Source organism: Candidatus Poriferisodalis sp., assembly GCF_965208925.1.
Lineage (GTDB): Bacteria > Actinomycetota > Acidimicrobiia > Acidimicrobiales > Poriferisodalaceae > Poriferisodalis.
In genome coordinates this window covers 3,592,583-3,616,269 of record NZ_OZ242364.1, presented here as the reverse complement: position 1 = coordinate 3,616,269, position 23,687 = coordinate 3,592,583, and the positions used below count along the sequence as shown (strand labels likewise).

Sequence of the window (23,687 nt, the reverse complement as noted above, 5' to 3'; positions counted from 1 at the left end):
AAACTCTCATCTAGTAGTCGGGTATCAATTTATCGGCACATCTGAGCCGATCTGTCAATGTTGTAGCAGATCCAACAGTGCTGGCCTCGCACTGCTCCGGAGGTGGCCTGCAGGGGATGTCCTGCTCGTTGAGCCATGTCGTCGGCCCAGTTCCGTTCCCGCTTTCGCTGAACATAGAGTTCTGAAGGACCTCAGCGAAGTCAGACGAGGCAGTCCGGAATCTTGGCGTGAGCCTGACCTGTCGCGTGCCCGGGCTCGAACAGGGCGGGCGGGCCGTCTGCAGCGTGAAGCTGTGTATGTCGTTGGTGCAGAACGTGGTCCGTCCCGTGGTCGCGGCGGAGTGGTCGACGACCAGACCGTCCTCGTCGCTCATCTCGAAGTCGAGGAAGAACGGGAACGGCACGTCGCACACCAAAGGACGTGCAACATAGGCGGTGCGGGCGAACTCGGCCACGGACCACACCGCCTGCCCGGCGGCCACATTGCGCGTCTGCGGGGCCCCATCGATTGTCCTGACACCGTTCTGCCAAACTAACCGATCAAACCAGGTCAGCAGATCGCGGCCGGCGCATGGCCGCTTTGTGCGCGACCTCGACGCGATCCAGTCCAACACCGAAGGACTCTGCGTGGTCTCGGCGCCGAATCGGTCGAATAGGAGGAACAGCATTGAACCTCGAAGATTGGCTTACCGTTGCCTCCGCACTGGCGGCGGTTCAATTCGCTTCATCAGGCATCAAGGAATTCAAGACAGCGAGGCGCCTGGAGCCGATCGCAGGCCTGACCCCGAGCGGTGTCGAAGAACTCGGAACCGTGCCGCTGCGCTTCACGGGCGCGGGATCCCTGCCCGCCCGCGTCTTCTTGTGGTGGTACTCGCGGTTGTGGCTTGGGCGCAAGTTCGCCAAGAGCGCGTTCCTTTGCGACACAGCATTCGTGGTCGACAAGGACTACCTCCGAAGGCCGAACGATGACTTCGAAATCGGCGACAAGCTGGTTGCACGGGTCGCTGTCTCGGAGGTGGCCGCTCACGCTTACCGATCATCGAAGCGGACAAGCCGCGGCAACGAAGCGACGGTTGTCCTTGCGCGACCGTCACATCAACCCGGAGACGATCATTACGAGATTCGCTTGATACCCGTCAGGGCGCGCGCGAGAGGCATTCCGTTCGACGAGGTAGACAAGCCCGAGCCCAACCGATGGCTTGAATGGATGATCATCTCTCCAACCAGGCCTCTTACAGATCCAAGCGGTCCTGGCGACTATCTGGATGTGCCGTCATCCGCATTCTGGCTCTTCGCCCGCGCCGACCCCCAAGCAGACATTGCGGCTTCGACTCGGAAGGGTTGGCTCAAGATTCCCGGGATGCGGCTCGCACATGCGTATGGATCGACGGTCGGCAAGGGACTGGCGTCGCTGGTCTTGAAGCTCCTCGTGCTTGCATCATTCGTTATCCCCCTTCGCAATGTCGATATCCCCAAGGCGCCTTCGTTGAGCACGGCGGACCTGGGGCAATTCATGGTCGAGACATTCCAATTTGTCGCCGCCTTGATCGTCACTGCGCTCATGTTCAAGGCGCTCTCGGCGGCAGTCTCACGGCGGTACAGGATCGAGCCGCCATTCGCCAAGGTTCCTGTGAGGCACAAGTGGATCGCCGAGGGAGCGATGGTGACCAAAGAGCTCTTGTGGCCGGGGTCCACCCGGCGCGCGCTCGCACTAGGTAATCGCCTTCGAGGAGTCGACTACTGGCGACAGTTCGTATTCGACACGCTGGAGCCGTTGAAGTTCTCAGTGAAGAACGCATTCGTCCGGGCTTGGAACGACTTTCGGCGGGCCTTGAGGTTCTGAACTCTGAGGCATCCAGCTCGGAAGTCTTTCGCCTCCCGTCTCGCGCAATCAGTGCTGCGCCCACCTCGCCCGGCAGACGCAGCCTCGATACGGCGGACCGACTCCAACCGGCAGATCGATTTCAGGATCACGCGTACGCCAGACACAGGGACTCCCAGAGTGACCGGCAGAACCGGCGCTTCCCCCGTTGGGGCTGGTGCTGGTGGAGCGGATCTGCTGGCAGTGGCGCCCGACCAATAGAGGCCCGACTGTCGGCCTGGCCGCGTTCGGGCATCCACTCCGACGGTGTGACGGCTGCCGAGTCCACAGTGCGAGATTGGCGACGGCCGTCCGCAACGTCGAACCACGCATCTCATTCAGCGTGACGCTGCGAACGGGTGGCTGCGGACCCCAACAGCGGACTCGGCGATCGCCGGCCTCTCAGTCTGATCGTCGCTGGCGAGCCCGCGAGGGTGAACGGGTTTCCGATTCGACCAAACTGACGTTGGTGTCCCGTCGACCTAGCCGCAAATCCTTGCTCGGCGAGGTCCGCTTGAGCGAGGATCCTCGGCCCCTGCGGAGCGGAGATCGGTCTGATGCCCAAGTGGAAGCCTTTTCGATTCACAACTGAGCAGGGGTGGGATGACGTCGAGCGTCTGCGCTCCGAAGCCGTCAACCGCACCCAGCCGCAAATCGTGCTGCACGGACACTGGCACCGAGCCAACCGCGAACATGTCAGCCAGCGCACCGAAATCATCGGCCTCACCAACGACGGACGGCATGACCACACGGCACTGCTCACGCTCAGCGACCCGCCCCGAGCGGACTACCTGTGATGAGCACCGAGTCGTACACGAACTCTGTCGGCGCGACGACCGTGGCGTGGATCAGCGACATCGGTCTGCGCGACGAACAACAGGACCGTGCCGTCGCCCACGTCCTAGTTGACCGATCTTGGCTGATCGCTGTCGCCGACGGTTTGGGCGGTCAGCCGAGGGGCGCGGAGGCATCTGCAGCGGCGATCAGCGTCCTGCCGGAGCGGGTTGCCAGTAAGGATGAGATGACCGCGACCTTCCATGCTGCGCAACAAATGGTGTTCGACCTCGCACCGGAGCAAGCGCGCTACAGGTTCGGCATGATCCGTCGCTGCCCCGCCAGCACGCTGTGCGTCGCTGCGTGGACTCCCGACGCGGGGCTGATCGTCGGTGCCGCCGGGGACACGGTGGCGGTGGTGCTGTGGCAGGAGGACGAGGCGTGGTGCGGACGCAGCATCTTCTTGCCGCATCGCAGCAACGGGATGATCGGCAACATCACTAGGTATCTCGGCACTCCGATTGGCAGAAAACGCGGGCTCGTGACCGACGCGGAACTGCCTGCTGTGCCATGCGCAGTGGCGATCCTCAGCGACGGAGCATGGGAACCGATCGTCACCGGGAGATACCTCGGCGAGTCGCCGCCGTCTGATCCGATCGCCGGCGCGGTCGTTGAGGCCCTCACCCCCGACGACACCGATGCCGACGCCATCGCTGCGCGGATCATCACACGAGCGCAGACAGCAGAACTCGACGACAACGCAACCTTGGCGGTCGTTCATGTCGCGCCAGCCGAGACGCGTCTGCAGCGCATGAGATCGCTGGCTCTCGATGACGCCGAGCGCAGGCTCGGACGGCTGCCTGCGGCGTTCATTTCCGCAGAAACTGCAGGGGAATGTCTCGGCATCAGCGTCGATGCTGCTCGAAGCCTGATGGCGGACATGGAGCGCAGCCGCCAATCGGTGCGTGTGTGCCGCGACGGCTGGGTGCTGACACTGCGCCAAAGAGAAGAACCGGAGCCGCCGTCACTGACCGCCTACCTGCACGACATGATGGAATACCTCGGTGTCGGCTACTACATCAGCTACCCCGCAGCCGCCGAGATACACGGATCGTCACACCATCCGGTCTTTCGGCAGCGAGTGAACGTCGAGGTCAACGACCTCGACAGCCTCGACAGCTTGGAACTCCGCTGCGACGAAGGTCCTGCTGATATGGCGATCACGTACCACCAGATCGACCCCGACCACGGCAGACGAGCGACGCTGCTCGACATCCAAGCCTGGTGTCCGACCGGCGACGGTCGCGGCAAACGCGAGACGTGCACCGCGCGCGTCGCCACCATCGAGACCGCCCTCTTCGACATGGTCGAGCATCCTGATCGGTGCAGCGGAATGGACCATGCCGCCACCATCGCCAGAAAGGCTCTGTACAAAGAGCTGCTCGACGCGGTCCTGCTTGCTGAAGCCTCCGACCGATACGAGCCGCAAGTCGCGCGGCGCGTCGGGTCGCTGCTGCAACATCTCCGCGGCTATCAGCACAGATTCGATCTGCGTCCGCTGCTGCGCCGTGTCCGCACCGGATCAATCGGACCCCCAATAGAGCTCTGCAACGCTGAAGTTGACCGGACCCGCAAGCCCGACCGGTGGGGCGTGACACACGCCCGCAAGCTCGACCCGGACTGCTGACTGCGATGACCGCTGACCGTCAAGCGCCGAAACCCGATACCGCTCCAGCGGGAACGTCCCGGGTCGATCGCGGCGTCGCAGACGGACTACGGCGTTTGGGTATCCAGGTGGACTCGGACTCTCTGATCGACCAGTTCGACTTAGAGCTTCTCGATCTCGACGCGTGGGCCGCTGATCCGAGGCTCCCGGATTCGATACGAAATTCCGACATTGAGACGGTCGCGGTGCCGTTGTCGCCCACAATCGAGGTGGCACAGGTGCAGGGCTGCACGGTGGAGCTGCGCCGCTGGCGGCACTGGAGCGTCTCAGCAGACGAACTGCGATCGAGCACGCACGCTGTGGTGCGAGTTCACGACACGCTCGCGTTCAGCTCGTCGATTTGCTGGCGGGTTGGTTCGATCTCCTGGGTGACGACGCCCTTCGCGCCGCGCTGGTGAGCCTTCTGGATTCACAGGCTCATGCGGAGAGCGGTGAGGTCGCCGACGCTCTGCTGTGCGCCCACGACGGCCTCGTAGCTGCGTCCTGGCTGCTGAGACACGCTTTGCTCCAGGCACTCGGCATCCCGGACGCTCCATCGACAGATACTGTTGTTCGTATGTCGGATGGTCAAGAGCCGCTGGACCCTGAACAAGCAGGAAGTGCCGACGGCCCGCAAAGCTCGATTCGGAGACTTCCTCCGTTGGAGGCATCGCCTTATCAGATTCTCCCCGGCTGAAGCTATTGACTATCGACACATAGGACGCATACCCGAGCAGCTGGACATTGCCCGACCGGGGCGCGCTGCTCGCGTCAACCTCTTGCACATGAGCCTGACTCGGTCCAGTTCGCCGAAAGCATGTTGTGCAGCGCCATCCTTCGAAGTCCGGAACCCGCAGGATGCGTTGAATGAACCAGGTTCACCTAGGTTCACCAAGTGTCGGAAGGTATGAGACGGCGAGCTTCGCGCTGAAAATCAATCTGTTGCCGAGCGAGCGGCTTGAGCATTTTCTGCATTCTTTCCGCCATCGATGCAAGCCGGTCGCTTGCCGAGTGGTCATTTGCAACACGTTTCCGTTCCGCATCGTGCGGAATGCCTACATGTTCTTGCTGGCGGCCATGGCAGCGTTCTCGAGTGTCCTCTTCTTCGCGTTCCGAGACCTAGGCACTGCGAGCTGGTCCGGAATCGTTGGCTCGGTCGCCTCCGCAGCCGTCGATGCCCTAGAGATCGCAGCAGCAACCGCAGCAGGATCCTGCACGATGCTCCTGCTGCTGATCGCGGCCAAGAACATGCACGCGTACTTCTACAGGGAGCGCCGCTATCACCGCGTCGCGAACCTCGGCGTGCCGTGGACAGCGACGGCGACTCGGTGTTTGGCCGACGGCAACCACATCCGTCACGGCTGGACCGTCCACGGATGGGATGTCCTCGGTGCATGGGCAAAGACTCGCCCGAAATAGGACGGGACCAGCCGCTCCCTCGATCGGGATCATGCACAGCGAATCGTGACGACGGTCAACCCCCCCGTACAAGCCTGGCTGAGTGTGTTCATCCGCACTCGCCCCGGTTGCCGCATTTGTAGTATCAGAACATTAATTGCACGGTGGCTCGTGTACGGCTGAAGGGATGCGCAGATGGACATCGACGTTCGCAGCGGCTCCGGTTTGCGTGAACGCACAGTCGAAGCCATCGGACTCGGGATCGTCGACGGCACCTATCCGCCCGGCCACCGGTTCGCCAACCAGGAAGACCTGTCGGCGCAACTGGGGGTCTCGCGCAATGTGCTGCGGGAGGCATTCGGCTCTCTTCGCGACAAGGGCCTGATCGAGGCTCGCCCCAAGGCCGGCACCATCGTGGCGGACACGGCTGCCTGGGCGATGTCCGATCCCGATGTTCTGCGCTGGAGCGCTGCCTCCCGCTCGGCGCCGACGACGCTGCACCACGTCGCCGAGGCGTGTCTGATCATCGAGCCGGCCGCGGCGCGACTGGCGGCGCTTCGGCGAAGCAACGCAGAGTCAGAGGAGATAGTTCGTCTGGGCGAGGCACTGGCGGAGTGCGCCGACGACGATCCCAAGCGCATCGAGACTGAACTGGCCTTGCGCCAGGCCGTTTTCCGCGCTGCAGCCAACCCAATTGTCGCTCACCTTGCAGAGACCATCAGAGGAGCGCTCGTGGGAAGCCCGGGGATGACCGATTCGGTGACCGGTGGTGCTGCGAACCCAATCGGCCTTTATTGCCGCGTGGCCGAAGCGATTCGCGACGGCGACGGCCCCGAAGCAGCTCGCGTCATGGCTGAACTGGTCGAAGCCTCAGCCGCCGACGTGCTGGACCAGCGCTGAGCATCAGATTTCTCGTTGGCGCGTAGGCGCCGCCGCAGCCAACCTCGGCGGACACCCCCAGGGTCGAGAAACTTCGGGGCTCGCAGGGACGGTCCCGTGGCGGATGTTGAGTTCCCGGCGCATCACGAAAGCAAATAATAGTATTATATGACAATATATGTGAATGGCAACTACTCTCAACCAGCTGATCGCCCTGTCCCGGGAAGCGTGGCGGGCAAGCGCAGCCTGCAAAGACGTCGATACGAACATCTTCTTCATCGGACCAGGCAAGTCGCCCGACGCCGCCCTCGCAATATGCAACCGATGCGAAGTCAAAGACGAATGTTTGCAATTCGCGCTCGACAACGAAGAAGACTTCGGAATCTGGGGCGGACTCAACGCCGACCAACGCAAACAGCTGCGTAAACGCGGCGACGCCAAAGAACCACCTCCGCTCGACACATCGAGAGCCCAAGAAAGCACTATCCCACCAGAACCGACCGCACTGCTGACCGCAAGCAAAACCCATTCCGCCGCATGAGGCTCACGGAAGCACCCGGGCGTTCGGGTTCCGCTTCAGACGCCGACGCTTGGCGGTCGCCGTTCGCAACCGGCGCATCTCGAGCGGTGTCGGTCTGGACCGGCGCGGCACCGGTTGTCAGCAGTGGCTGCACGGTCCTGGTTCCGTCGCGGATGCGCATGCTGGACACGGATTGGGAAAGGGACGAGCTGCGCCTTTCGGCAGCTCGCGCATCACTGCCGAGATGTCACGTCCGTGTTGGGAGAGCAGTGACAAGGCACGCTGTGCCGCGTCCAAGTGCGTCGGTCTCGCGCAGAGCAGCTGAACGGCTAGCTGCTCGATGCTGTCGAGTATTCTTGGAATGTCTTCTTCTCGATTCCCGGCGACGCAAAGCTCAAGTGCGCGTGTCGCACCGTCGACACGGTCAGACGGATCGAGGCGCCGCATCAGCGGGAAGTCGCCGTAACTCCCAATAGCGCTGAAGCAATGCAGGTCGAAGTTCCCGTGTTGTCTGATCCACAACAAGTCATGGAGACGTGCATGCAGAAGCACCTCCAGGTTCATGCTGGTGCACTCTTCCCAGATTTCCAGAGTCTCAGCGGGCACGTCTTCCAGCGCCATCGGGTAGCTGCACACGCCTTTCGATGAGCACCCCACAAGCCGTGGCGCATACGGACTCGGCAATGATTCAGCACCGAAACGACGTGGGTAAAGCTCGTATGAAAACGCAAGGGCCAAAGCTCGATACGCAGACTTCGCGGACGCATCACGACCGAACGCGCTGATCGCATCGAACAGATCACCGACTTTGAACGGCCGCGAAGCCGGCGTCAAGAGGTGAAACAAGCAGTAATCACCGACCCAGCTGAGCATGTTTCTCAAGTCTGTACGCCGGTTGTCTTGCTCACAGACTGGACAATCGCTCGCGCATTCGGGCTCCGAGCCACAATCGTCATCGTCAACAATGTGTTCTTCATTCATGAGACTGAGTATGAACACATTTTCAGCCGCAGGGTCGGAATTAGGTTCGATGGCGTATCGGGACAGTGCCTCGGAGCGAAACTGTCACATTTTCGCTTCTTCATCAACCCAACAACCCACCGACCAAATGCGAACCATTTTGCTGAGCAGTAGATCACTGAGAAAGACGAAACCCCAGCGATGCGCCTGCCAAAAGTTTCGCGGAGCAGACGCATCGCCGGAGTTTCAAGGAGTCACAACACTCACTGCATCCAGTATACCGCCGACAAGCAACCCTAGGGCCGCATTGCGCCGGGAACTCGAATACCACGCATCGACTCTGTGACATTGACTGTATGCGATGCCAATAGAGCGAACAAGGCACGCGCAAGCACATTTTGTACACCATTTGCTCTGGATTGATGTCGAATTAACCCAATGGAGCTTTGCTCTGTATCTGCCATAGGTGCAGATCACAGCGATATTCGTGTCGCCATTCAGTGGTTTGCGGTCAGTATGGCCAAGAGTTATCGCGGAAACCCTTGGCAAAATTCATCATTATGTACTATAATGACGGGCCTCTCATTTGAGCAATCTTCGCGGGTTGCTCATCTGAGATACGACAAACAACCTACACAACATTCACTATGTCCACCGACAACGGCTCGGCCGTATCCGATCAAAGCAGGCTCGCAGCAGCTCTCGGATCTGACGCGATCCGTTTCAAAACAGACACGATGTCTGTCAGCGAGCTTGAAATCGGATCGGGAAACGAAACGCTGCGGCCGTCTACAACGCTTGAGACGACAATTGATCAAATTGCGGTGCAACTGAGCCTTCGCTATTCGAACTCGGAGGAATCCCGCAAGACCTACCTGGGCCGCGCTCAGCGAATCTGCGCCGGCTTGGGTCTTGATGGTTATGTCTCATGGAACGAAATGCCGTCCGACTCGCTGCCCGAATGGTGCAACCGAGACGTCAGCGGGCACTTCGGCAAGCCGCAGCGCGCTCCGGCGAAGAAGACAGTGTCGGACAAGCGAAGCGCTGCGCGTGCCACCGTTCAGGCGGCATTCGACGCCGGGCTGATGAGCGAAACGCAGCGCGACCAGCTGCTCAACGCCCTAGTGCGCCGACAGCCCACAACGAATGCTGCAGGCCCATCTGGGAACGCGACGCGCAACCCGGTGATCCTGAAGGGTCCGCTCGCCAGCCGCAGTCAGGTCACCGAGGCTGAGCTGCAGCAGGTCATCGACACGATCCGCGCCACCTACCGCAACCAGCCAGGAGCACTTGCGGACCGAGAGCGACGAGCCCGAGTGTTCATGCGTTGGGCATTCGGCCACATTGTGAGCTCCTGGGACGAATTCAGAGACACGTTCGACGCAGATCTGGTCACTCGCTACTGGGAAGGACGCATCACCCCAGCGGTCGGCATCAGGCAGCCAAGTCGCGAATCGCCGACAGCGGCGAACAGCCGCCGACGCGGAGTAGCCGCGGCGATGGATGCCTTCGTCGAACTCGGCCATCTGGAACCGGACCATGAAGCTGTTCTGGCAGCACACCCGGATCGTCGCGGTCGCCTCGCCCCTGACGCTGCAGACAGCCAGTCCATCGAATCGGCTGTGGCTGCATGGCATCCCAAAGGATGGTCGAAGGACGAACTGAGGATGCTGCCCAAGATCCTGCCGACGGTACGCACCTGGGTGCTCGCCGCTCAACCGACATCCGTCAAATCAGCTCGCGTCTTCATGAGCACGGTTGCAGAGCACACGCTGTTCATCTACCGCCGCGACGACACGCTCGACAGCGAGCACGTCTTGCATCCAGACAACATCAACTATCGAATTCAGAAAAAGCTCCAAGGCTTCGCGAGGTCCACGGTCCGCACGATCCGGTCACGGCTGCTGCACGTCGGCAGAATCGTGGCGCCCTTGGTGTCACCGTCACCGCTGCCGCCGCTCAAGACTTCCGATGGCCAGCAGATCTACAGCGACGCGGAACAGGACGCCTTTCGCCAAGCCGCCGAGCTGGACTGGCCCACGAACCCGGCGGCCCGCATGTTTCTGGTCGGCGTCACCTGCGGCGCCGGGCTCAAAGGCACCGAAGCGGAACTGCTCGGCCCCGGCGACATCCACCCTGTGGACGGCCGTCGGCTCATGGTGCAGGTGACCGGGCCGAACCCCCGACTGGTTCCGATTCGGGCCGCATACACGGACCTGGTCCGCAAAGCAGTCGAGTCCGCAGACGGGCAACGGTTCATTCCATCTGCGGTGTACGGCACCGCTTCGAATCCCGCGAGACAGATCACCGTGCAAGGCGTCGGGGCGCTGTCGCTGCCCCGTGCGCGAGCCACCTGGATCGCTGATCTGCTGCGAGCGGACGTGTCGCTGCGAGTGCTGCGCAAGATCTGCGGTCCTCTTCACAAGGACACCCTCGATCGGCTGCTGGAACAGGTCGCGGGCGACATGGACGCGCAGGAAGCTGTGCTCAAGGGGCTGAGCGCATGATGGCCCTCGCCGCGTTCGACGCATGGCGACGTCAGATCGCCGACGCGGACCACAGTGTTCTGGACTTCGCCGAATGCTGGCGCCGCGAAATCCGAGCCGAACTGCCGCACGACCATCCGGACCCGTCCAACGGCTTGATCAAGCCGACGCACGAAGACATCCGCGACGCCGAAGCGGCAGTCGACCGTTTCCGGATCGCCGCACCGATCGAAAGGGCGTTCGCTTCGACACCTGGGCCGTCATCAAGACTTACCGTCCGAGCAATGCTCGTCGGCATCGTGCTCGGCGCGCTCTGCGGCCGCAGCTACAGCGTCGCGGACATCTGCTCAGCGCTCGCCGGCATGCCGGCCGATGCGGCGGTGCGCCTCGGAGTCCAGCCATCGGACCGGATGCTGCAGCCGATCTCCTACAACACCGTTCGCAAACAGCTCAAACGGCTTGAGAGGCTCCTCGATAAGGGCTTCACTGTCGACGGGAAGGACTATGACATCTACTGGTTCGCCGGATGCCTCGCGCTCGCCCCAGTGCCGCCTGAACTCGTTGACGACATCACTGCGATCGCCATCGACTCCACCGACTACGAAACGAACGCAAGATCGCGGGACTTCCGCAAGGAACGAGACGTCAAGAAGGACAAGTCAACCCATCCCGATGTCGCTGCCGGCAAACGGCTCCGCGACAAGGACATCAAGAAGCTCCGCAAAGCGGCGCCCGACCCGCTGGTCGAGCATCGTCTCGACTCGCTTCTGGAATCCGGGCTCGACGAACCCGATCTCAAGGAACTGCTGCCCGAAGAAGCCGTGTTCGGCACGAAGATCGGGAACTTCGGACCCGACTATCGGCTGATCCGCAGCTATGACATCGACGCGCGACCCGGACACAAGAGCGCCAAGGGCAAGTCCAAAGCAGGATTCTTCCTCGGCTACGACCTGCACCTCGCAGTTGCAGTGCGCGACTTCACGTTCCGAGGCGACCGGGCCAAAGCCAAACTCGGACCCGAAGTGCTGCCATTCATCCTGGGCGTCAGCGTCAAGCCAGCAGCAACGAATCCGGCCGTCGCCGGTCTGGAAGTCGCCGCAATGGCTCGCGGAATCGCACCGCAGATCCGTGATGTGATCGCCGACCGGGCCTACACCAACAAGGCGGACACCTTCAATCGGGCACTTCACTCGCTGGGCATCGACGTGGTCACGGACTACACCAAGGAGGAGCGGATCAGGGACCGGGTCGTCACGATCAACAGAACCCACCAGATTCGGTTCCACTGCGGGACGTTTCTGCATCCCTGGACGCCGCAGAGCCTGCGATCTCCTCCCGCCAAGTTCAAAGGCGAAGCGCTTGCCGACTGGTACAGGCAGCGCAACAGGTACTACCGATACACGCAGAACCAGAGCTACGACGACGGACGCAAACGGATGACATGCCCCGTGCATGACAAGCGAGCCAAGATCGCCGCCACCGCGAACTTCAACAACCGCCATGACGCTCCGCTTCTTCCGACGCCCAAAGGCAAGAAGCTCTGCTGCGAAGGGCACGTCACCATCAGCCTCGAGCTGCTCGACAAGTACCAGGACACCCCCTACGGGACCGCCGCATGGTTCCTCAGCTACGGACGACGCAACCAGGTCGAGAACGCGAACAAGGAACTGCGGCGCACCAGCGGACTCCACGACGAGTCATGCGTCAAGTTCGGGCTCGTCGCGCACATCATCGCTTCGGCCGCAGCCGTGTGCGCCTACAACATTCGCCAAGCCCGCAAACACCGAAAACAGCAAGAAAAGGCAGCGGCTGAGGCTGATGACCAAACAGCGGACACTCCAGCCAAGTCCACGGGCGCCGTGGCCGCCGAACACGACATCGTGCTCTTGACGCCGGCCGAGACCCGCCGCAACGGGCAACAAGACGAGTTTGAACCCGCAGCCGGCAACCTCGGACATGGCTACGGCGACCCGACCAGCCACCCACCGCCGACCTAGCTGCGTCACACTCACAGAAAACTGACGCAGACGGCTCAAGCCGTCTGCCTCAACGCGCCCGATCTCAGATGACCAGAGCCATCCCGGCCGAAACGACGTCGCGCAGCGTCACCCAGACCATCTAGAATGACGCCGGGAGCCAACAGTCAGCACCGAAAACAGCCAAAAATCGCTGTAACTGGCCGGAATAAGCGCACCTAACACGCCTAGAGCCCGCGGTGGAGGTGGCGGGAATCGAACCCGCGTCCTTCAACGTTTCGGTGAGTCTTCTCCGAGCGCAGTCGCTGGGGGATTGTCGGGCGATGGCGGGCAGCGACACCCTGCCAATCGCCGTAGCCGTCTGTGCGTGTCCCCGGCGCCCCGTCGGCACGGGCGGCGGGCGAGCCCTGCAGATGATGGCACCGACGCCCGCAGGACTGGGGCTATCGGGCCGAACTCACAACCTGAGATCAGGCTGCGAGCACCAGATCGTCTTGATCGACGTTGGCGTTTGTATTTTTTTCCGGCTCTTTTTCGTGGATCCGGAGACCACGGCTCGCTTCTCTCACTTCAACCGTCAAAGTCGAAACCGATCACCCCCAAGGCGGTTGCGAAGGCCACGCCGTGCGGCCTCCCTCGGCGGGTTACCACCCTAGCGATGGGCTGTGACGGGCCGAACGCGGCGTCATGACGGTCTGATGGCGAGAATGCAGGGGTGAGCGATCCGCCGCCGGTTGCGCTGTGGGGTGACGAGCGCTACGGCGGTGCATGCCTCGTGCTCGCCGACGATGTCGTGTTGGGGACGGCTGACGGCGGCGGGCTGCCAGATCGTGGCCTGCCCACCCCGTTGATGCCGGAGCAGCTGGCGGCAGCGGCGTTGGCGGTGGCGCACGAATGGCTGGGGCGGGGCCGCTGGGTGAGCCGGATTCGGGTGACTGACGACCGTTCCGCTCGAAGACTGGTGGCAGAGCTGCGCGCCGGCGGTCACGCCGTCGTGCTGGGACCGCCCGACGAGGCGCACGCTGTGGGCTGGCGGAACCGCAACCGTGCGGTGCCGGTCGGCGGGAAGCTGGCCGTTTGCTTCCCCTGGGCAGACGCCGACGCTCCCGCAGTGGTCGAGGTCGACCCAGGCGAGGCGTTCGGAGCAGGCACCCACCCGTCCACCCGGCTCCTCGCCGAGTGGCTCGCTGAGCGCATCACCGGTGGCGAGCGAGTGCTCGACGTGGGGTGCGGCAGTGGGGTACTGGCGCTGATAGCGGCTCGGCTGGGAGCTGCCGAGGCGGTGGGCATCGATATCGAGCCTGCAGCGATCTCGGCAGCCGAGGCCAATGCTCGCCGCAATGGCTTGGACAGGGTGTCCAGCTTCGGCACCTTCCCAGTCGGCCACGCCGAACTTGGCACATTCGACGTGGTTGTCGCCAACATCACCGCCGACGTGCTGATTGCCCTAGCCGGTGACATCGCCGCCCGCGTGGCGCCTGGAGGCCGGCTTGCCGTCAGTGGCATCTCAGCGGGGCAGGCTTCGTCCGTCGCCGCTGCCTATCGCCCCCATGGCATCGAACTGACCGATCCCGTCAGGCTCGACGATTGGGTCTCGGTCGATGGGCGGAGGACCCGAAGCGGAGAGATCCGAGGTGTCTAGGAGTTGGAAGCGGGGTAGTTGGCCCAGGCGGTGACGCCCTGGTAGCCGCCGTCGACCGTGATGGTCTGGCCGGTGACGTAGCGGGCTTCGTCGCTGGCCAGGAAGGCCACCACGTCGGCGATCTCTTCTGGCACTCCCCACCGGCCCAGAGCGATATGGCGCTCGAGGCCGTCGGCGAGGCCGGGGATCTCACGCCCCGCTGCCCACATCTCGGTGATGATGAGCCCTGGCGCCACAGCATTGACCCGGATGCCGAACCGGCCGTAGGTGGCAGCCTGCGAGCGGGTGAGCGAATCCAGCGCAGCTTTGGTCGCTCCGTACGTGGGCAGCTCGCTCACGCCGACCGAGCCGGCGATCGACGACATGTGGATCACCGAGCCGTGCCCGCGCTCGCCCATCTGGCGGGCCAGCGCCCGCGTGGTCTCCAGCGGTGCCAGGTAGTTGAGCTGCAGGACGGCCTGATCGCCGCCGGGTTCGCGCAGCTCACCTCGGCCTGCGTTGTCCACCAAGATGTCGACCCCGCCGAGTTCGCCGACAGCAGCGGCGGCCAGATCAGCGCCTGCTCCGGCTTCGGCGAGATCGCTCTGGATCACCACCGGGTCATGCGGCAGCTCGGCCGCTATCCGGTCCAGATCGTCGGTGGTCCTCGCAGCCAGCGCCACCCGCGCACCGTCCCGGGCCAATGCCCGGGCGCAATGCTCGCCGATGCCCCGGCTTGCGCCCGTCACCAACGCCGTCCGTCCGCTCAGCCTTGACGTCATTCCCAGTCCTTCCCTTCGCGAGGCATCAGTCTGCGTCAAGAAACCTGTTCAGGCAGGCGTCACCGAGTGCGTAGCGTCGTGCACATGGCAGACGGGCGAGGCGGCGGGACGCTTCGGATCACGGGTGCTCACGTTGACTTCGACGGCTTCAGAGCGCTGGACGGGGTGGATCTCGCCGTCGGCGACGGCGAGCTGGTGGTGCTGCTCGGGCCGTCGGGCTGCGGCAAGACCACGCTGCTGCGGGCCGCCTCGGGGCTGCAGCCGCTGGACGCCGGCCAGATCGAGCTCGACGGGCGTGACCTGACCGGTCAGCGACCCGACCAGCGCGGCATCGGCCTGATGTTCCAGGACGAGGTGCTGTTTCCCCACTTCGACGTGGAGGGCAACGTGGCGTTCGGGCTGCGCATGGCCAGAGTGCCCTTCGCCGAGCGGCGTCGGCGAGTGGCGGAAGTGCTCGAGCTGGTGGGCTTGGCGGGCTTCGAGGGCCGTGACGTGGCCACGCTGTCGGGCGGCGAGGCGCAACGGGTCTCGCTGGCTCGGGCGCTGGCTCCCGAGCCCCGGGTGCTGCTGCTCGACGAGCCGTTCGGCTCGCTGGACCGGCTGCTGCGGGAGCGGCTCATCAACGAGCTGCGCCCCGTGCTCGACCAGGTCGGCGTCACTGCCGTTCACGTCACCCACGACCATCACGAGGCGTTTGCCTTGGCCGATCGAATTGCGGTGATGGCGTCCGGCCGCCTGCTGCGGATCGGCACGCCCGAGCAGGTGTGGACCGATCCCCGCACCGCGCAGGTGGCCCGATTCTTGGGCCACACGAATGTGTTCGACTCAGAAGTGCCACCGGCGCTTGCCAGCGCCGCTGGCCGCTCGGACAGCTTCGTCCTGCGGGCCGATCGCATCGAGGTGGAAGCTGCTGACGATGACGGCACAGAAGTCACGGGCGACGAGACGGCGAAGCTGCCCGCCACGGTGGTCCGGCGTCGCTTCCGCGGCGACCGTTACGAGTTGCGGCTGGAAGCAGACATCGGCGGAGTCGCCACCACCCTGGACGCCATCATCCCCCAAGGCCCGGCAGTGGGCGCCAGCGTCAAGCTGCACATCAGCCCAAGCGCCGTACTCGCGCTCGATTCCTAGATGCCGAGGTTTTTGAGGTTGTAGTCCTTGATGGCCTCGCGGGCCGCGTCGTCCCAGACGAACTCGTGCTCACGCCCCGTGTTGGGCTGGTACACGAACGGTGTCTCATCGCTGAAACGCTTGGAACGGGCATCGATTGCCCAGCCGATCACCCGAGATCGCTCGGCGATGTAGGCCTCGTCGTACAGCGAGATCGGATTGTGGACGCCGCCGCTGCGCACGCCCAGCACCGAGCGGCGACGGTGGAAGCCGAAATTGATGGTGACCCGCGGCCGCTCCGACGTGTTCGCGAATGAGCCGTGGATGGCCTGGCGGCTGGTGATCGCAACATCACCGGGTCCACAGATGAGCGGCACCGCATCGGGCAGCCGGTCCGAGCCTGCTGCCTGGCACATCGCCTTGATGTCCACCTTGCCCATGCGATGCGAACCGGGCACCACCCACAGACCGTTGGTGGCATCGCAGCCATAGAGCTGAGCCATGAAATTGAAGCCGTGGGTGCCCTCGTCAAGCTCGGGATGGTCCCAGTGCGTCCAGCCGTCCTGGTGCCAGGCCACCGAGCCGCCGAGGCCTGGGTGCTTGATCCACACCACCTCATTGAACGGCGTGAAGTCAGCACCGTTCAGCGCTTGGGCGACACCCAGCAGGCCAGGGTGCGCGTACACCCGCAGGCAGGCCTCGGAGTACTGCAGCGAGCCGCTGATGACCTGCACCACCCACTCCGGTGCGCCGTCGGGGGCTGCGGGCTCGAACATCTTGAACGGATGGCGTCCGTGGGCGACATCGGTGCCGCCATAGGGATCAGACAGCGGGCGGACGAACGAGATGGCCTTGCCCGCGCGGCCGGCGTCGAGTGCCGGTCGGCCATGCCGGTCGATGTCGGAATCCGGACCGGTGGGGCAGCGGTCGAGCAGGCCGATGACGTCGGCCTCGATGTCGGCCAGCTCGGCGGCGCTGAGCACGCCGGTGAAGACGTAGAAGCCGCAGCGAGAGTAGGCCTCGGCAATGTCGGGATGAAGGCTGCCGTCGGACGTGAAGCGGATGGGGCCGCGGTTGCCGAGCGTCATCGCACGCTCGGTGCCGGCTGCGCGGTAAGCGACCATGTCGTCTTCGACATCGCCGTATTCGACGATGGGCACCTCGGTGAGTCCCAGCGTTGCTGCGTTCGCGGTCATGACCCCATTGTGGTCAGTCGGCAGCCGGTTCGCTGGATTGCACTTCGGAATCTGCCGGGCGCAAGTCGCGCTCACGGCCGTGCTCGGAGGGTTCCCAGTAGACGTTGTCTGCCACCTCGTCGGGCCGGTACTGCTGGGGCACCCAGCCGCTCGGGTCGTCATGCGGGTACAGGTAGCCCTCGCCGTGGCCAAGCGATGCGGCGCCCCGGTAGTGGGCATCTCGCAGGTGGATCGGCACCTCGCCCGCGCCGGCGGCGCGGGCATCGGCGTTGGCCCGGCCAAGCGCCACGGTCACCCGGTTGGACTTGGGAGCGGTGGCCAGCCGCACCACCGCATGCGCCAGGTTCAGCCCGGCTTCGGGCAGTCCCACATACTCGACGGCCCGCGCCGCAGCCTCAGCCACCAGCAGGGCCGAGCTGTCGGCCATGCCGATGTCCTCTGAGGCCAGGATCACCATGCGGCGGGCGATGAAGCGAGGGTCCTCGCCGGCGTCGAGCATGCGGGCCAGCCAGTACAGGCCGGCGTCGGCATCCGAGCCCCGCAGCGACTTGATGAACGCGCTGATCGTGTCGTAGTGGCCGTCGGCGCCGTAGCGAACCGCCTTGGCGTCCACCGCGTGCTCGGCGTCGACCAGTGTGACGTGCGTCCTCCCCGCAGCCGTGTCGAGCGCTGCATGGGCCGCGCCGCTGATCTCGATGGCTTCGAGCGCCTCTACCTCCTGACGGCGTGCGGCGAGCGCCACCGCCACCTCGGTGCTGGTGAGAGCGTGACGGCCGTCGCCGCCGCTGCGGGCAGCAATGTGCTCGATGGCATCACCGTCGGCGGACGCGTCCTCGGCGTCGAGCGCCCGGTCGATGAGCGTGCGCAGCGCGCCGTCGTCGAGCGGCACCAGGCGGAACAGCGTCGAGCGCGACAGCAGTGGCGGGTTCACCTCGAAATGCGGGTTCTCAGTGGTGGCGCCGATCAGCACGATCAGGCCGTCCTCGACTGCCGGCAGCAGCGCATCCTGCTGCGCCTTGTTGAAGCGGTGCACTTCGTCGAGGAACAGGATCGTGCCCCTGCTGTGCTCGCCGAGCCGCAGCCGGGCGTCCGCGATGACCTCTCGGACGTCCTTCACGGTGGCGCTCACCGCCGACAGTTCGCAGAACTCCTTGGCGGTGGATGCGGCGACCACCCGAGCCAAGGTCGTCTTGCCGGTGCCGGGCGGCCCCCACAGGATCACCGACGACAGGCGGTCGGCCTCGATCAGCTCCCGCAGCGGCTGTCCGGGGGCGAGCAGATGGTCCTGGCCGACGATCTCGTCAAGCGTCTGGGGCCGCAGCCGCGCTGCCAGCGGGGCCTGGCGGGCCAAGCGCTCAGCACCCGCAGCTTCGAACAGCCCCTCGCTCACGCCCCGACGGTACGCGCTCGTCGTGTCGGCGGGATCACAGCTCGGGGTGATCCACCTCGTAGGCGCGGATGCGCTTGGCGAAGCTCAGGTCGTGCCCGGCGGGATCGAAGATCGGGAACATGCGCTCACCCCAGGGCGCATCTCGCGGCGCAGCCTGCGGGGTCAGGCCCGCGTCGATTGCCTGCTGATACAGCGCATCCACGTCGTCGACATGAAAGATCACCCGGCCCCAACCGGTCTCGGCCTGGGCAGAATCATCCACGGCGATGAGGTTGACGAAGCACTCGCCGCTGCGCAGCGTGCTGAACGGCGCCTCGTCCCCGCCGTAGGTGAGCCGGAATCCCAGCGCCTCGTAGAACCGCACCGATGCCGCCATGTCGGCGGTCCGCAACGTGATCGCATTGATTGACTCGACGCCAGCCACCCACACATTCTCGCGGGAGCAGAGGGTTCTGCCGCCTCGCCAGCGGGCGCACCTACTCGCGCAGCTCCGTAGCATGAAGCAATGAGCAACTACGCCCACGTGGAGTTGCTTCCCACGGGCCCCGCCGATGTGACCAATCGGCACGTCAGGTCGCGGCGATGAGCAAGTACGCCCACGTAGAACTGCTGCCTACGGGTCCCGCAGACGTCACCTACCGGCACCTCACGTCCGACCATGTCTCAACTGTCACCGCCGCGGGCCGGCGCTTCCTGCAGGTCGAGCCCGAGGGGCTGCGGTTGCTCACTGCTGAGGCCATGCGAGACATCTCGCACCTGTTCCGCACCGGCCATCTGGCCTCGATCGCTGCAATCCTGGACGATCCCGAAGCTTCGGCCAACGACCGGTTCGTCGCCTTGGAACTGCTCAAGAACGCCAACATCGCCGCCGGGGGAGTGCTGCCGAGCTGCCAGGACACCGGCACGGCGATCATCTGGGGCCACAAGGGCGAGCGGGTGCTCACCGGCACCGCAGACGAGCCCGACTTCGAGGACGCCGCAGCCATCTCCCAGGGAGTTGCCGACACCTTTCTCACGTCGAACCTGCGCTACTCGCAGATGGCTCCGCTCGACATGTTCACCGAGCGCAACACCGGCAACAACCTGCCCGCCCAGATCGAGATCTACGCCTCGCCGGGCGACGAGTACGAGCTGGTCTTCATGGCAAAAGGGGGCGGCTCGGCCAACAAGAGCTTCCTGTTCCAGGAGACCAAGGCACTGCTGAACCCCGACAGCCTCACCCGGTTCCTCGACGAGAAGCTGCGCACGCTGGGCACTTCCGCTTGCCCGCCGTACCACTTGGCAGTGGTGATCGGCGGCACTTCGGCCGAATTCGCCGTGAAGGTGGCCAAGTACGCGTCGGCCAAGTACCTCGACACGCTGCCGACCGCCGGCGACGAGGCCGGCCACGGCTTCCGTGACCTCGAATGGGAAGGCCGCATCCTGGAGCTCACCCGCGAGTTCGGCATCGGCGCGCAGTTCGGCGGCAAGTACTTCTGCCACGACGTGCGGGTGGTGCGCTTGCCCCGTCACGGCGCCAGCTGCCCCGTTGGCATCGCCGTGTCGTGCTCGGCCGACCGCCAGGCACTCGGGCGCATCACCGCCGACGGCATCTTCCTCGAACAGCTCGAGACCGACCCCGCCCGCTTCCTGCCTGAGACGGAGGAGCAGGAGTTGTCAACCGGGGTCGTGCCCATCGACGTGGACCAGCCGATGGACGCCATCCGCAACCAGCTCACCCAGCACCCCGTCAAGACCCGCTTGTCGCTCACCGGCACGCTGGTAGTGGCCCGCGACATCGCCCACGCCAAGCTCAAGGAACGCCTCGACGCCGGCGAGGGGCTGCCCGACTACCTGCGCGAGCGGCCCGTGTATTACGCCGGTCCTGCCAAGACGCCGGAGGGCTACGCCTCGGGCTCGTTCGGCCCCACGACGGCGGGGCGCATGGATTCCTACGTGGAGCAGTTCCAGGCCGCCGGGGGCAGCCTCGTGATGCTCGCCAAGGGCAACCGGTCTCGCCAGGTCATCGAGGCGTGCGCTCGCTACGGCGGCTTCTACCTGGGCTCCATCGGCGGCCCGGCGGCGCGGCTGGCCAAGGACTCGATCCGCAAGGTCGAAGTGCTCGAGTATCCCGAGCTGGGCATGGAAGCCGTCTGGCAGATCGAGGTGGAGGATTTCCCGGCCTTCATCGTGGTGGACGACAAGGGCAACGACTTCTTCAGCGAAGTTTCGACCCCCGTGCTGATTTCTGCGAGCGAAGGGGCTTCGCCCCCGCTCGCGACATAAGGAACTGAGGGCCTTGCCCTCAGTTCCGCCAGAACAGGATCACGTCGAGCGGATTGATGTCGCCGACCGTGAACCAGATGGAGGCGGCGATGCCCGCCGCGGCCAGCAGGACCATCGTTGCGATGGTCGAGCGGGGCAGCCTGCCGTCGGCGTCGGACGGCAGTCGCTCGCGCACTTTGCGCAATAGGCGATCGGCCCAAGCAGCATCCCTCGCCAGGATCGCCAGGCCCACGGCGACAACCAGCATCCCCGGACCGGGCAGCGGCATCATGATGATGCCGAGCACCACCACGCTGAATCCGAAGCCCATCCGCACCAGCCGGAGCATCGAGCTGCGCCACGCCTTCTGACGCGTCGGTTCGCGCTCACCGGTCTCCAGCTCGGCCGCGATGGCAGCTTCGCGGAACCGCTCGCTGCGGGTCGGATCGCTCGGATCAGGCGTGTGTCGGTTGGGTTCGTTCATGGCTCCGCACGGCAGGGGTCGGCAAGGCGGCAATAGTGTGGCGCGTCGCAGGTGCTGCGCAACATCACCCCGTCGTACCGATGGGGATCAGCGCTGCGCTCCCGCCCCGCAACGAGGAGTTCCAACGATGCCGACCGTCGAGAAGTCCGCGCCGATCACCTGGACGGTGGGTGATGTCCGCATCACCCGCATCTCCGAGCTGGAGGTGCATTGGCCCTTCGCGGTCCTGCTGCCGGGGGCGGAAGATCTCATCGACGACTATGACTGGCTGCGACCCGATTTCGTCACCGACGACGGCCGCATGCGCCTGTCCATGCACTCGCTGGTGGTCGAGTCAGCGGGCATGCGCATCGTCGTCGATACCTGCGTGGGCAACGACAAGTCTCGCCCGGGCGCTCCGCCGTTCGAGCAGCTGTCCACGCCTTTCCTCGAAGACCTCACTGCCGCCGGATTCGCCCCCGAGACCATCGACGCCGTGGCCTGCACCCACCTGCACGTGGATCACGTCGGCTGGAACACGCGCCTCGTCGACGGCGAATGGGTGCCCACGTTCGGCAACGCCCGCTACCTGTTCGTGAAGAACGAGTTCGACTACTGGCGCGCCGAGCCGCAGGACTATGGCCCCGTATTCGAGGACTCGGTGGAGCCGGTCATGGACGCCGGCCTCGGCGACCTGGTGGCTGCCGATCACCGCATCAATGAGGAGGTCTGGTTCGAATCGACTCCTGGGCACACGCCCGGCCATGTCAGCGTGATCATCGAATCGGCGGGCGAGCGGGCCGTGATCACTGGCGACATGACCCACCACCCTCTCCAGTTCGCGCATCCCGACCTCGCGTCCTCCGCCGACTACAGCCGCGACGGCAGCTCCACCGCGACCCGCCTTGAGGCCTACCCCCGATGGGCCGACGGCCGCCTCATCATCGGCACCCATTTCGCTGGCCGCACCGCAGGCCGCATCGTCGCGACCGAGACGCCGAGCACCTGGCGCTTCGACCCCTGATTCGCCGCCCAGAGGCTGAGCCGGTAGGCGAAGCCGTGGCCCGAGCGGCCCGTGAGCCCGTTTCCAATGAGAATCGGGAACAAGAGCGGGAAACAGCAGCCGCTAGCCGCGAGGCTCGCGGGGCAACCGCAGGATCCGCTCGCCGATGATGTTGCGCAGGATCTGCGTGGTACCGCCCATGATCGTGTAGGCGGGCGAGTACACCACGTTGCGCGACACCCGGTTGGCGAGCATGGTCTCGGCTCCCGCCACGTCGCCCACGAAGCGGGCGACCTCCTGCTCGAACTCGGTGCACCACGTCTTGGTCACCGCTGAGTACTGCGGGAACGGCGTCTGGCGCAGCACGTTGCGCAGCACCATGTCGCGGCCGATCCGGTAGCCGGTCTCGATGCGGGCCATCCGCTGCCGGACGAGCGGGTCGGAGGTGTCGGCCCGGCCCTTCATGTCCAGGTAGAGCCGTTGGTTCGACGCCAGCCGGTCGATGCCGCCCCGCTCGTGCTCGAGCTGGCGCATCGTCTGGGAGAAGCTGTTGTTGAGCTCGCCCACCAGATGGGAGACGGGCACCTCCACGTCGTCGAAGTACACCTCGTTGAAGTGGGCGTCGCCCGAGGCATCTTGGATCGGCCGCACCTCGATGCCGGGTGTGTCCATCGACACGATCAGCTCGCTCATTCCCTTGTGCGGCGGAGCGGCAGGGTCGGTGCGGCAGATGAGATAGCACCAGTTCGCCGTGGCGGCGCCGCTGGTCCAGATCTTCTGGCCGTTCACGATGAAGCGGTCGCCGTCTCGCACGGCCGTCGTGCCGATCGCGGCTACGTCCGAGCCCGCGTCAGGCTCCGACATGCCGATGCACCAGCGGGACCTGCCCGCACGCATCTCGGGCAGAAACCGGGCTTGCTGTTCGGGCGTGCCGTAGGTGAGCAGCACCGGGCCGATCTGGCGATCCGGGAAGAACGAGCTGGCCATCGGAGCGCCCCCGAGCAGCAGCTGCTCGGTGACCACGAACCGCTCGACCTCGGGCCGCCCGTCGCCGCCGGCCTCGACGGGCCAGCACATGCCGATCCAGCCGCGCTCTCCCAGACGCAGCGTGAATTCCTCCGAGTAGCCCACCAGCCAGCTGTCGTCGATCGTGAACAGGTCGGCAGTGGCCTCGCGCACCCACCCGGCTGCTTCGTCGGCCAAGTCGGTCAGTTCCTGGGGCCAGCGGTAATCCATCGCCGAGACCCTACGGCGCACTAGCCAGACGATTCATGAGACCGCGTCTGCCGACCGGCAAGGTTCCACTGAGTCGCCGGGGAC

Annotated in this window: 21 protein-coding genes and 1 other RNA gene; 13 read left to right on the top strand and 9 right to left on the bottom strand. The window is 64.8% G+C overall.

Translation table 11 applies throughout. The features are described from left to right. Positions 1-10: 10 nt before the first annotated feature. Positions 11-613 carry a hypothetical protein gene (locus tag ACOGI5_RS15960; protein ID WP_419865390.1) on the bottom strand — a complete coding sequence of 201 codons (603 nt, stop codon included), beginning with the start codon at positions 611-613 and terminating at the stop codon, positions 11-13. A gap of 317 nt (positions 614-930) precedes the next feature. Here ACOGI5_RS15960 and ACOGI5_RS15955 point away from each other — a divergent pair, with 317 nt between their 5' ends. The 7 genes from ACOGI5_RS15955 to ACOGI5_RS15925 all read left to right on the top strand — a co-directional run bounded on the left by ACOGI5_RS15955 (position 931) and on the right by ACOGI5_RS15925 (position 7,157). Next, entirely contained in the window at positions 931-1,842 is a 912-nt protein-coding gene (locus ACOGI5_RS15955) for a hypothetical protein (protein WP_419865389.1), read from the top strand. A 575-nt stretch (positions 1,843-2,417) separates the two neighbouring features. Then, complete coding sequence (locus tag ACOGI5_RS15950; protein WP_419865388.1) at positions 2,418-2,657, top strand: hypothetical protein; 240 nt, start codon at positions 2,418-2,420, stop codon at positions 2,655-2,657. After that, positions 2,657-4,321: a protein phosphatase 2C domain-containing protein gene (locus ACOGI5_RS15945; protein WP_419865387.1), complete on the top strand. Its 1,665-nt coding sequence runs from the start codon at positions 2,657-2,659 to the stop codon at positions 4,319-4,321. The genes ACOGI5_RS15950 and ACOGI5_RS15945 overlap by 1 nt, the downstream gene beginning before the upstream one ends. 107 nt (positions 4,322-4,428) lie before the next feature. Next, on the top strand, positions 4,429-4,758 hold the full coding sequence (locus ACOGI5_RS15940) for a hypothetical protein (protein WP_419865386.1): 330 nt from the start codon (positions 4,429-4,431) through the stop codon (positions 4,756-4,758). A gap of 448 nt (positions 4,759-5,206) precedes the next feature. Further along, positions 5,207-5,758 carry a hypothetical protein gene (locus tag ACOGI5_RS15935; RefSeq protein WP_419865385.1) on the top strand — a complete coding sequence of 184 codons (552 nt, stop codon included), beginning with the start codon at positions 5,207-5,209 and terminating at the stop codon, positions 5,756-5,758. A 174-nt stretch (positions 5,759-5,932) separates the two neighbouring features. Continuing rightward, positions 5,933-6,637, top strand: a complete 705-nt coding sequence (locus ACOGI5_RS15930; RefSeq protein WP_419865384.1) for a FadR/GntR family transcriptional regulator — start codon at positions 5,933-5,935, stop codon at positions 6,635-6,637. A 163-nt stretch (positions 6,638-6,800) separates the two neighbouring features. Further along, a complete protein-coding gene (locus ACOGI5_RS15925) occupies positions 6,801-7,157 on the top strand; it encodes a WhiB family transcriptional regulator (RefSeq protein ID WP_419865383.1) in 357 nt (118 codons plus the stop codon). A 117-nt stretch (positions 7,158-7,274) separates the two neighbouring features. On the opposite strand, the gene ACOGI5_RS15920 is transcribed toward ACOGI5_RS15925, so the two are convergent. Continuing rightward, entirely contained in the window at positions 7,275-8,117 is an 843-nt protein-coding gene (locus tag ACOGI5_RS15920; RefSeq protein WP_419865382.1) for a hypothetical protein, read from the bottom strand. 803 nt (positions 8,118-8,920) lie between these two features. Between ACOGI5_RS15920 and ACOGI5_RS15915 the strand changes: the two genes are divergently transcribed. Then, entirely contained in the window at positions 8,921-10,603 is a 1,683-nt protein-coding gene (locus tag ACOGI5_RS15915; protein ID WP_419865381.1) for a hypothetical protein, read from the top strand. Further along, complete coding sequence (locus ACOGI5_RS15910; protein ID WP_419865380.1) at positions 10,600-12,579, top strand: hypothetical protein; 1,980 nt, start codon at positions 10,600-10,602, stop codon at positions 12,577-12,579. The genes ACOGI5_RS15915 and ACOGI5_RS15910 overlap by 4 nt, the downstream gene beginning before the upstream one ends. A gap of 216 nt (positions 12,580-12,795) precedes the next feature. On the opposite strand, the gene ssrA is transcribed toward ACOGI5_RS15910, so the two are convergent. Beyond that, positions 12,796-13,159: a transfer-messenger RNA gene (ssrA, locus tag ACOGI5_RS15905) on the bottom strand. A 114-nt stretch (positions 13,160-13,273) separates the two neighbouring features. On the opposite strand from ssrA, the gene ACOGI5_RS15900 reads away from it, so the two are divergent. Further along, positions 13,274-14,200 (top strand): 50S ribosomal protein L11 methyltransferase, encoded by a 927-nt coding sequence (locus ACOGI5_RS15900; protein WP_419865379.1) that lies wholly within the window; start codon positions 13,274-13,276, stop codon positions 14,198-14,200. Here the strand turns inward: ACOGI5_RS15900 and ACOGI5_RS15895 are convergent. Continuing rightward, the gene (locus ACOGI5_RS15895) at positions 14,197-14,961 is read right to left on the bottom strand and encodes an SDR family NAD(P)-dependent oxidoreductase (RefSeq protein WP_419865378.1); all 765 of its coding nucleotides are present in this window, start codon (positions 14,959-14,961) and stop codon (positions 14,197-14,199) included. The two genes, ACOGI5_RS15900 and ACOGI5_RS15895, sit on opposite strands and share 4 nt — an antisense overlap. A gap of 84 nt (positions 14,962-15,045) precedes the next feature. On the opposite strand from ACOGI5_RS15895, the gene ACOGI5_RS15890 reads away from it, so the two are divergent. Continuing rightward, entirely contained in the window at positions 15,046-16,092 is a 1,047-nt protein-coding gene (locus ACOGI5_RS15890) for an ABC transporter ATP-binding protein (RefSeq protein WP_419865377.1), read from the top strand. On the opposite strand, the gene ACOGI5_RS15885 is transcribed toward ACOGI5_RS15890, so the two are convergent. Genes ACOGI5_RS15885 through ACOGI5_RS15875 form a run of 3 tightly spaced genes read right to left on the bottom strand, consistent with a single transcriptional unit; the run spans position 16,089 to position 19,081 of the window. Beyond that, the gene (locus ACOGI5_RS15885; protein WP_419865376.1) at positions 16,089-17,267 is read right to left on the bottom strand and encodes a phytanoyl-CoA dioxygenase family protein; all 1,179 of its coding nucleotides are present in this window, start codon (positions 17,265-17,267) and stop codon (positions 16,089-16,091) included. The genes ACOGI5_RS15890 and ACOGI5_RS15885 overlap by 4 nt on opposite strands. 13 nt (positions 17,268-17,280) lie before the next feature. Further along, on the bottom strand, positions 17,281-18,657 hold the full coding sequence (locus tag ACOGI5_RS15880) for a replication-associated recombination protein A (RefSeq protein WP_419865375.1): 1,377 nt from the start codon (positions 18,655-18,657) through the stop codon (positions 17,281-17,283). A gap of 34 nt (positions 18,658-18,691) precedes the next feature. After that, complete coding sequence (locus tag ACOGI5_RS15875) at positions 18,692-19,081, bottom strand: VOC family protein (protein ID WP_419865374.1); 390 nt, start codon at positions 19,079-19,081, stop codon at positions 18,692-18,694. Between the two features lie 158 nt (positions 19,082-19,239). Here ACOGI5_RS15875 and ACOGI5_RS15870 point away from each other — a divergent pair, with 158 nt between their 5' ends. Next, positions 19,240-20,922 (top strand): fumarate hydratase, encoded by a 1,683-nt coding sequence (locus ACOGI5_RS15870; protein WP_419865373.1) that lies wholly within the window; start codon positions 19,240-19,242, stop codon positions 20,920-20,922. A gap of 19 nt (positions 20,923-20,941) precedes the next feature. On the opposite strand, the gene ACOGI5_RS15865 is transcribed toward ACOGI5_RS15870, so the two are convergent. Further along, positions 20,942-21,385 (bottom strand): PGPGW domain-containing protein, encoded by a 444-nt coding sequence (locus ACOGI5_RS15865; protein WP_419865372.1) that lies wholly within the window; start codon positions 21,383-21,385, stop codon positions 20,942-20,944. A 127-nt stretch (positions 21,386-21,512) separates the two neighbouring features. Between ACOGI5_RS15865 and ACOGI5_RS15860 the strand changes: the two genes are divergently transcribed. Further along, on the top strand, positions 21,513-22,388 hold the full coding sequence (locus tag ACOGI5_RS15860) for an MBL fold metallo-hydrolase (RefSeq protein ID WP_419865371.1): 876 nt from the start codon (positions 21,513-21,515) through the stop codon (positions 22,386-22,388). Positions 22,389-22,490: 102 nt separating this feature from the next. Here ACOGI5_RS15860 and ACOGI5_RS15855 read toward each other — a convergent pair whose 3' ends face one another. Beyond that, positions 22,491-23,603, bottom strand: coding sequence for an acyl-CoA dehydrogenase family protein (locus tag ACOGI5_RS15855; protein WP_419865370.1), 1,113 nt, complete (start codon positions 23,601-23,603; stop codon positions 22,491-22,493). Positions 23,604-23,687 lie beyond the last annotated feature (84 nt).

Coding starts and splice junctions, on each gene's coding strand:
- ACOGI5_RS15895 (WP_419865378.1), bottom strand. CDS start 14,961: ATGACGTCAAGGCTGAGCGGACGGACGGCGTTGGTGACGGGCGCAAGC.
- ACOGI5_RS15890 (WP_419865377.1), top strand. CDS start 15,046: ATGGCAGACGGGCGAGGCGGCGGGACGCTTCGGATCACGGGTGCTCAC.
- ACOGI5_RS15885 (WP_419865376.1), bottom strand. CDS start 17,267: ATGACCGCGAACGCAGCAACGCTGGGACTCACCGAGGTGCCCATCGTC.
- ACOGI5_RS15950 (WP_419865388.1), top strand. CDS start 2,418: ATGCCCAAGTGGAAGCCTTTTCGATTCACAACTGAGCAGGGGTGGGAT.
- ACOGI5_RS15945 (WP_419865387.1), top strand. CDS start 2,657: ATGAGCACCGAGTCGTACACGAACTCTGTCGGCGCGACGACCGTGGCG.
- ACOGI5_RS15930 (WP_419865384.1), top strand. CDS start 5,933: ATGGACATCGACGTTCGCAGCGGCTCCGGTTTGCGTGAACGCACAGTC.
- ACOGI5_RS15865 (WP_419865372.1), bottom strand. CDS start 21,385: ATGAACGAACCCAACCGACACACGCCTGATCCGAGCGATCCGACCCGC.
- ACOGI5_RS15910 (WP_419865380.1), top strand. CDS start 10,600: ATGATGGCCCTCGCCGCGTTCGACGCATGGCGACGTCAGATCGCCGAC.
- ACOGI5_RS15935 (WP_419865385.1), top strand. CDS start 5,207: ATGAACCAGGTTCACCTAGGTTCACCAAGTGTCGGAAGGTATGAGACG.
- ACOGI5_RS15855 (WP_419865370.1), bottom strand. CDS start 23,603: ATGGATTACCGCTGGCCCCAGGAACTGACCGACTTGGCCGACGAAGCA.
- ACOGI5_RS15860 (WP_419865371.1), top strand. CDS start 21,513: ATGCCGACCGTCGAGAAGTCCGCGCCGATCACCTGGACGGTGGGTGAT.
- ACOGI5_RS15920 (WP_419865382.1), bottom strand. CDS start 8,117: ATGAATGAAGAACACATTGTTGACGATGACGATTGTGGCTCGGAGCCC.
- ACOGI5_RS15925 (WP_419865383.1), top strand. CDS start 6,801: ATGGCAACTACTCTCAACCAGCTGATCGCCCTGTCCCGGGAAGCGTGG.
- ACOGI5_RS15870 (WP_419865373.1), top strand. CDS start 19,240: ATGAGCAAGTACGCCCACGTAGAACTGCTGCCTACGGGTCCCGCAGAC.